General features: G+C 57.8%; 4 protein-coding genes. 2 read left to right on the top strand and 2 right to left on the bottom strand.

Going from position 1 to position 7,178, the window contains the following annotated elements:
- Both CYD26_RS20525 and CYD26_RS20520 read left to right on the top strand, forming a co-directional pair.
- Positions 1-4,776 (top strand): immunoglobulin-like domain-containing protein (locus CYD26_RS20525; RefSeq protein WP_145991802.1); only part of this gene is annotated, 4,776 nt, incomplete at its 5' end.
- A gap of 160 nt (positions 4,777-4,936) precedes the next feature.
- Positions 4,937-5,284, top strand: a complete 348-nt coding sequence (locus CYD26_RS20520) for a tryptophan synthase subunit beta (protein ID WP_065759807.1) — start codon at positions 4,937-4,939, stop codon at positions 5,282-5,284.
- Positions 5,285-5,299: 15 nt separating this feature from the next.
- Here CYD26_RS20520 and CYD26_RS20515 read toward each other — a convergent pair whose 3' ends face one another.
- Positions 5,300-5,740, bottom strand: coding sequence for a CBS domain-containing protein (locus CYD26_RS20515; protein ID WP_065759806.1), 441 nt, complete (start codon positions 5,738-5,740; stop codon positions 5,300-5,302).
- A 139-nt stretch (positions 5,741-5,879) separates the two neighbouring features.
- On the bottom strand, positions 5,880-7,169 hold the full coding sequence (locus CYD26_RS20510; RefSeq protein ID WP_102053490.1) for a VWA domain-containing protein: 1,290 nt from the start codon (positions 7,167-7,169) through the stop codon (positions 5,880-5,882).
- Between the last annotated feature and the right edge of the window lie 9 nt (positions 7,170-7,178).

The following is a 7,178-nucleotide window of genomic DNA, read 5'->3' as shown; positions in this document are numbered from 1 at the left end:
AACGTTCACAACACCAACGCACCACTGACCAACAGCATCACGGACATCAGTGGCGGCAACTACGAGAAAGTAGAAGCCGTTGGTAAGCCGTCCACGACTGTCACCGATGGTCCAGGCACGCAGGATTCGACTGGCCTGAGCGTCAGCGCAACTGGCGAAGTGACTGAAGGCGGCAAGATCGTCTACACCGTATCGCTGACCAACCCGGCCGGCACGGAAATGAAGGTGACCCTGAGCAACAACCAGGTCGTCACCATCGCCGCCGGTGCGAAAGAAGGTTCGATCACGGTTGATGCTCCATCCGACGACGTCTACAAAGACGGCGAAACGCTGAACGTCACCATCACCGGCAGCACCGGTGGTGACTTCGAAAGCCTGGTGACCAGCCCAACGGCGGCAGTGACCACGGTAACCGACACCATCGACACCACCACCGTGACCCTGAGCGCCACACCAAGTGCGGTCGAAGGCGGGCTTGTTGTGTACACCGCAACCGTGACTTCGCCGGTTACTGGTACCCCGGTCACTGTGACCTTGGCTAACGGCCAGACCATCACTATCCCGGTGGGTGAGTTGTCGGGCTCGGTACCTTTCACTGCGCCGAACGATGTGATCAATGGCCACGAGCCGCTGACCAACAGCATCACTGACGTCAGTGGCGGTAACTTCGAGGCGTTGGTTCCGGATGGCAAGTCTGTGACCACCGAGGTCACAGACACTATCGACAACACTAACCTGATTTTGAGTGCGACCGGCTCTGTGGCTGAAGGTGGCAATATCACTTACACCGCATCGCTGAGCAATGCGGCGGATACCCCGGTCACCGTGACATTGTCCAACGGCAAGACGATTGTGATTGCCGCAGGTGAAACGTCAAACAGCATCACCATCGCTGCACCTTCTGATGATGTGCATCTGGATGCAGGGAACGTCAGTGCGTATATCACCGGTGCCACCGGCGGTAACTTTGAGAACCTGTCTTACACCCAGACACCAGCGGTCACCAAGGTCACCGATACCATTGACAGCACCACTGTCAGCATTACCGGCACGAACTCGGTCGTTGAAGGTGGCACTGCCACTTACACCGTGTCGCTGAGCAATCCGCCACTTACGGATGTCATCGTCAAGTTGAGCTACAGCGGTACCGCGGCCAATGGCTCCGACTTCACCGGTGTTGCAACGGTGGTCATCAAAGCGGGCTCCAGCAGCGCAGACTTCAGTATCCCAACCATCAAGGATGCGGCCACTGAAGGCACCGAGAGCTTCACCGTCAAGATCGATTCGGCCAGTGGTGGTCGGTTCGAGAACCTGGTGGTTGATAGCAACGCGGGCAGTGTTACCACGCAGATCTTTGAGCCTGCGCCGATTCTCGACCTGGATGGCAACAACTCCAGTGGCTCGACCGGTGCTGACTACAACGTGACCTTTACTGAAGGTACTACCGGCCCGGGCGTTTCGATTGGCGACGTCGACGTGAAAATCGCCGATGTCGACAGCGACTTCATGATGGGCGCTACTGTCACCTTGACCAACCGTCAGCCAGGCGATCACTTGAACCTGGGTAACAGCGTCAACGGCATCTCCATCAATGCCAACAGCACGGATGGCCAGGTCGTGTTGACCTTGAGCGGTAAGGCGACCCTGGAGGATTACATCCAGGCAATCAAGAACATCAGTTTCACCAACAACTCGGACGACCCGAGCACCACACCACGGGTGATCACGGTTACCGTCACCGATGGCGTCAATACCTCCAACACTGCGACTACGACAGTCAATGTGACGGCGGTCAATGATGCGCCGGTTGCGGCAGGCGGCGCTGTCACTGGTAGTGAAGATGCACCGCTGACCTTGAATTGGAGTGACTTCAATGTCTCCGATGTGGACAGCGCGCTGTCCAGCCAGGGTATTGTCATCACCAAGCTGCCGGCCGATGGTGTCTTGCAGTACAAGGATGGCTCGACCTGGAAGACCATGACCGACAGTGATCTCGGCAAGGTCTTCAGCAAGGCTGACATCGACGCCGGCAAGCTGCAGTTCATGCCGGACAAGAACGAGTCGGGCTCCGATGCCTTCAGTGGCAATGGTGTCGGCGACCAAAAGGCCGACTACGCGCAGATCCAGTACAAGCCAACTGACGGCCAGACTCAGGGCAGCGAAGCCACGCTGAAAGTGGACGTGACCCCCGTAGCAGACAAGCCAGGCCTGACCATCGGCGGCAACGGCGTGGCCTCGACCGGCCTGATCAAGGAAGTCTGGAATAACCTCGGTGGTTTGGGCACCAGCGGTAATGGCGCCGATGCCGCAACGCTGAAGTCGGTGATCGATGCGGCCGGCACACCTAACAGCACTACGATCGCCACTGATGTGGCATCGACTGGCAACGTAAGCCCTGGTATCGCCACGAAAGTGTCGGGCCTGATCTACCTGGAAGCTGGTAGCACCTACACCTTCAAAGGTGTCGGTGATGACAGCCTGGCGGTGTCGATTGGTGGCAATACCGTGGCTAGCACGACCTGGGGCGCGGGTGGCCAGCTTAATGGCAGCTTCTCACCGACCAAGAGCGGTTACTACACCGTTGATATCTACCACTACAACCAGGCGGGCCCAGGTAGCTACGACGTCAACCTGTCAGTCAATGGCGGCACTGCTGTAGACCTTAGCAGCGCGGGCGTTCCGATCTACACCAGTACTGCGGACCTGACCAACGCCGGCGTTACCCTGTCTGATCTGCACGGCAGCAACGGCGATGGTTACTACGATGGTTACAAACTCAACGAAGGCGCTGAGAATGGCACTGTCAAACTGTCCTCGATCAACACTTCGTTGACCGATACCGATGGTTCTGAGGTGCTGAGCGTCAAGCTGGGTGGTATTCCAGCCGGCTCGGTACTGAGCGATGGTGCAGGCCACACCGTGACCGTCGGTGCTTCCGAGGTGAACGTCACCGGTTGGAACCTGGGCAGCCTGAGCATCAAGCCGCCAGCGTACTACCACGGTACTTTCGACGTTAAAGTCACCTCGACTTCGACCGAAACGGCCAATGGCAGCACTGACTCCCGCGATGGCACCATCAAGGTGACCGTGTATGAGGACAAATACGCTCTCAATAACGGCACCGAAAATAATGACAACTTGTCGGGCACTGACAATAACGACGTTATCGTGGCTGACATCAACGGTCTGCATGTTGTCCAGGGCCAGAACTACAACCTGGCGTTCATTGTCGACACGTCCGGGAGTATGGGGTCATCCGGTATTGATGCCGCACAGAAGGCATTGCAGAACGTGTTCACGACGCTGACCAACAGTGTCAAAGGCGCAGGTGCTGGTGTCGTCAACATTCTGTTGGTGGACTTCTCTGAGCAGGTCAACACCACTATTTCCGTCAACCTCGCCGATAGCTCGGCTCTGACTACCCTGACGGCGGCCCTGCAGAAGTTCTACGCAGGTGGCAACACCAACTATGAGGACGCTTTCAAAACTACGGCCAACTGGTTCCAGACGCTCAAAAACACGGGTGTTACAGGCGAAAACCAGACGTTCTTCATCACCGATGGACAGCCTAACCGGTTCCAGAGTGGTGAGCAGACGGACCCAACGTTCCGGGGATCTTCTTATACGTTGGATGGTGTCCTGGGTTCGTTGAACTACAAACTGGGCGATGTTTTTGACAAGAAGATGGTTGGTGATTACAACCGAATCACGATTGATGCTCAGGGCAACCTCAAGGCCGAGTACTGGACGGGGAAAAAGTGGAGCGCAGACAGCAATGCCTCTGGCCAATTGCATGCTGAGGGCAACGGTACCTATGAACTGTCGTACGTAGCCCAAGAGTCTTGGTATAACAGTGGCGAAACCTACACCAACTCACATGACAGTTATTTGCTGCTTGCCAACCTGTCCAAGGTTGAGGCCATTGGTCTCAAAAGCGGGATTAGCGAGACCGCCCTGGCTCCGTACGACAGTGATGGCAAACCGCAGACCAACATTGACCCAAGCAAACTGGCTGAAGCGATCCTCGGGCATACCGAAGCCACTCAGCCGGGTAACGACACAGTCAACGGTGGTGACGGCAATGACATCCTGTTTGGTGATCTGGTCAGCTTCGACTCGATTACCGGTAACGGTGTCGAGGCCATCCAGGCGTATATCGCGCAGAAAACCGGCCTGAGCCTGGCGGATGTCGATGGCCGCGTAGTGCACCAGTACATCGCTGAGCACACTAGCGAATTCGACGTGTCGCGCACCAACGATGGCAATGACAACCTGTTGGGAGGTGATGGCAACGACATCATCTTTGGTCAGGGCGGTAACGACACCCTTGACGGTGGTAAGGGCAACGACATCCTGTTCGGTGGAAGCGGTACCGACACCTTGATTGGCGGTGAAGGTAATGACTACCTGATCGGCGGCAAGGGCGATGACATCCTGACCGGCGGTAGCGGTGCCGACACCTTCGTCTGGAAGGCCGGTGACGTGGGTAACGATGTGATCAAGGACTTCAAACCCGCCGAAGGTGACCGTCTCGACCTGAGCGATTTGCTGCAAGGCGAGAAGGGCAGCACCATCGACAATTACCTGAAGCTCACGACCGTCGATGGTGTTTCTACACTGCAGGTCAGTTCCGAAGGCAAGCTCAATGCCGCCGGTGGAACGGCCAATGCTGATGTCACCATCAAGCTGGAAGGGGTGAACTGGTCTAATACCACGATCAACTCGTTGATCTCCGGTGCAGACCCGACCATCAAGATCGATCACTCCAACAGCTAATCCCTGTGCCAGCGGCAGCCCTACCCGGGTTGCTGCTGGCCTCGGGCCTTTCCCTATACCGTCTTCGCGGCGCATACTGGCGCGCCGGGCGCTACTGCCCGGCGGGCTTGGCCTATGCTGCTGATGGCGGATATGGACTGACACACACGAGGGGTACCCCATGTTCTACGTGCAACGCGATGCACAGGGCCAATTGCTCCGGGTAGAAGCTGCAGCTTATGCCGACGCTACGGAAACCTTGCCAGCCGACAACGCGGAAATTCAGAAGTGGTTTGCTGACGACGTGCTGGAAGGCAGCCTTCAGCAACTCAAGCAAAGCGACCTGGACATGATCCGGGTACTGGAAGACTTGATCGATGTGCTGACCCGCAAAGGGCTGATCAGCATCACCGACTTGCCAGAAGGCGCCCAAGGCAAGCTGCTAGGGCGCTCCCAGGCACGTATCGCCCTGGGAGGCCTGACCCGCCTGTTGGTCGACGATGAAGACGACGGTGCAGGGCTGATCTGAAATCAGCCCTCGGCTTCAGTCTCCGCGAATGTAATGCTCCAATTGCTGGATAAGGTCCGCTTGTTCAGCAATGGCTGCCTTGACCAGGTCGCCAATCGACAGCAGGCCCAGCAGCTCACCGTTCTCCACCACCGGCAGGTGACGCAGGTGGCCGTCGGTCATCATGCTCATGCAGGTATCGATGTTCTGATGCGGCCCTACCGTAATCACGGGCGCACTCATGATTGCGCTGACCGGTGTGCCCACCGATGAACGCCCCTTCAGTACCATCTTGCGCGCATAGTCGCGTTCACTGATTACGCCGACCACTTTGCCGCCTTCAACGACGGGCAAGGCACCGACGTTCTTTTCAGCCATCACCCGCAGCGCATCAAGCACCATCTGGTCAGGGGCAATAGTGTGAACCTGCTGATGCTGCTGGGACTTCAATTTCAGGAGCTGTGCCACGGTTTTCATAGGGAGCCCTGCCAAGTGGTGGTAGTGACGATCGATAGCTAAAGAATCGTGCAGTAATCACCACAGGGCAAGGTTGAAAGCGGCATTGGTCCGATTGAAAAGCGTCATTGGCGTAAAGTTCGGATCGTCGGCAGGGCGGTCATTCACAACGTACGCCACTCGACACTTCCAGGCTGGCTTCTTGCAGTGCTGCAGCCACGGCTGCCGCATCATTGGCTGTGTAGACACGGCCGCCGGTATTTTCGGCCGCGCAGTTCGAGCCCGTACTGGCACTGATGTTGACGACATTGATCCGCAGTCGCGGCTGTGCCTGGGCTATCTGACGGGACACCTTGCAGACGCTTTGGCCACAGCTGTCGCTGCCGTCGACAAACATCACAATCACCCCGTCGCGGTCACGACCGTTCATCTGCCGGGCTGCCGCTTCAAGGCTGATGCCCAACCCGGTACCGCCCTTGGCATCGAGTTTCTGGATCAGCTCTGTGAGTTGTGGACGTTTGTCTCGGTCGAATACGCCATGGTCCAGTGGTGCGCGGCAACCGTTGAACGTCACCAGACGCATGTCTATGTCTTTGTCCAGGTTCTCCACCAACGTGCCGAGTGAGTTCTTGGCGACCTCCATACGCGTGACCCGTTGTGGGCCTTTGGACGCAAGGTAATCCTCCAGCAGCGGGACTTTTTGCAGCAGGTCGATGTACCACGGGTCACTTTCTTGTTTGACCCGAATACGGCTGTCCATCGAGCCTGAGGTATCGAGTACCACGGAAAACTCGGCGGCCTGTGAAGGGGTACCTGGAACGCAGGCAAAGGTAGGGCGTCCTGGTGCTACCCACCATTGGTGGATTGAAGGCCACCACGCGTACATCCACCAGAGCGCTGCCAGTAGCAGTAATCCCAGTAACCAGGGCCACATGAGCCAGCGTCGAGGTGGAGACACCGTGCGTGGTGCCGGGGCCGGTTTCGGGGCCGCAGGTTTGGTCGGTGCAGTGACTGGAGCCGGTTTCGGCTTGTGAGCTACAGAGGGAGTCTGCAGCGGGGCCGGTTGCTGACCCCAGCGCACCACCAGTGGCTCGCCATTGACGCTGTAGAGATTGTCGAGGTCGGGTGCCCCGATCAGGCCGCGCAGAGCCTTGGCCGCCTGCTCCTGACCCCGCCGTTCCAGCTCCAGGGCCAGGTGACCCACTGAGGTCTGGCGTTCTTCATAACGCATCAACAACGCTGCCTGCTGTTCACGGTTCAACGTGGCGTAGAGGTGTGGCTGCCCGGCAAGCGCTGACCACCACTCCAGCGCGCCACCCTTACCTTGGCGGGGTATGGCATAGAGGTGAGCAATAGTTGGCGGAAAGTGCTGGTGAATCAACGCTACCGTCTGATCCAGAGCCTGTGCGCTGTCCTGGCTTGCGTGGGCATCGCGGGTTACCCGTTGCATACGTTCATT

Origin of the sequence: Pseudomonas sp. FFUP_PS_473, from assembly GCF_002858665.1 — a bacterium.
Classification (GTDB): Bacteria; Pseudomonadota; Gammaproteobacteria; order Pseudomonadales; family Pseudomonadaceae; genus Aquipseudomonas; species Aquipseudomonas defluvii.
The sequence above is the reverse complement of the archived record's forward strand: the minus strand, read 5'-3'. Positions and strand labels throughout refer to the sequence as shown.